This window comes from Mangrovicoccus sp. HB161399 (assembly GCF_013184745.1).
Classification (GTDB): domain Bacteria; phylum Pseudomonadota; class Alphaproteobacteria; order Rhodobacterales; family Rhodobacteraceae; genus Mangrovicoccus.
Map to the genome: position 1 here is coordinate 1 of NZ_JAATVU010000243.1, position 1,237 is coordinate 1,237.

The 1,237-nt window shown below is 67.4% G+C and carries 3 protein-coding genes; all 3 read right to left on the reverse strand.

Features of this window, described 5'->3' with window-relative positions:
* Window positions 1-531, reverse strand: a 531-nt coding sequence (locus tag HCC78_RS32610) for a phage portal protein (protein ID WP_216671426.1), incomplete at its 3' end; no start/stop codon positions are given.
* A 68-nt stretch (window positions 532-599) separates the two neighbouring features.
* Window positions 600-899, reverse strand: coding sequence for a hypothetical protein (locus HCC78_RS32615; protein WP_172332830.1), 300 nt, complete (start codon window positions 897-899; stop codon window positions 600-602).
* Between the two features lie 46 nt (window positions 900-945).
* On the reverse strand, window positions 946-1,237 hold a 292-nt coding region (locus HCC78_RS32620; protein WP_216671427.1), incomplete at its 5' end, for a hypothetical protein.

Sequence of the window (1,237 nt, forward strand, 5' to 3'; positions counted from 1 at the left end):
CTGCGCCTGCGTGGCCGCCAGGCCGTTGGCCCAGATCGGCGACAGGCCCGCCAGCGGATGGAACAGGCAGTTCCAGCGGTCGTGGATGATCTCTGAGGCCGGAACGATCACGTCCTGGCCGATGCCCGCAAGGTTGTCGCTGGCCAGCTGGTAGAACACCTGCCCGCTGTCGCTGACCAGCACCTTGACCAGCGTTGGATCGAGGACGTGCAGCTGCGTGACGACGTTGCGGGCGTCACGCTGCTTGAGCGCATAGGTGTTGCCGCGGGCCAGCTTGGAGAGGAACCAGCATTCCCAGAACTGGTTCCGTGTCTGGTAGGAATTCGGGCGGCGCAGCACCGGCGAATAGGCCGGGTTGCGCGTCTCTTTCCAGATCTCGCCCTCGCGCTGCACCAGCTTGACCCTGAGCTTGGAGATGTCGCGCGAAATCATCGCCTGGCAGCGGAACACGAACGGATTTGAAAGGACCGCCTCGCGGTCCACCGTGACGCCGCTCTGCCAGGCACCGGCGAAGCTCTCGAAGATGGTCATCCAGCCTCCGCCGGCCGGAACGGCGGCAAGGGCCTTCTCCGCCTTCCTGCGGCGCGGCCAGAATTTCATCAGTCGGTTGCCCCTGTGAGCGCGCCGATCTTCGCCGCGAGCGTTTCAGCGTCCCAGCCCATGAAGGGGCGCCGCCCCGAGGCCTGCTCGTACGCGCTGCGAAGCACCGAGATTTCGGGCAGCGACGGTGCATCGGCGGCGGGTGCCATTGCGGCCTCGGCAGGCGCGGCGCGGCGCTTGGCCTTGCCGATCGCGATCAGGATCTTGGCATCGCGCTCGGTCCTGGTGGTGAAGTCCTGCCCGGGTTGCAGGCGGCGCGAGGCATAGACAAAGCTCCTGCGCGCGGTCAGTTCGGCCATTCTCGCCTCCATGGCTAGGGCGGGGCAGCAGCCCCGCCCAGGTTGATCAGACGACCGGCAGCGCGCCGTAATCGGCGTCGCCGATGTAGGCGACGGCCGAGGCCCGGCGCTTGGCGAAGTTGAGCGGGCGCACCACCTTGATCGCGACGCTTTCCGTCTGGAACATGGAGACCACGCTGGTGTTCGCCACCGGCGTGTCGGATGCACCGTTCGGGGCGTCGTCCATCTGGATCGCGGCCTCGGTGGAGAGCGACACCTCGACCCCGCGGTCGCCGATCTTGTAGATGTCGGACGGCTTGAGCAGCACCAGGTCGCCTGCGCCGACATTGCCGCCCGCG

Coding starts and splice junctions, on each gene's coding strand:
- HCC78_RS32615 (WP_172332830.1), bottom strand. CDS start 899: ATGGCCGAACTGACCGCGCGCAGGAGCTTTGTCTATGCCTCGCGCCGC.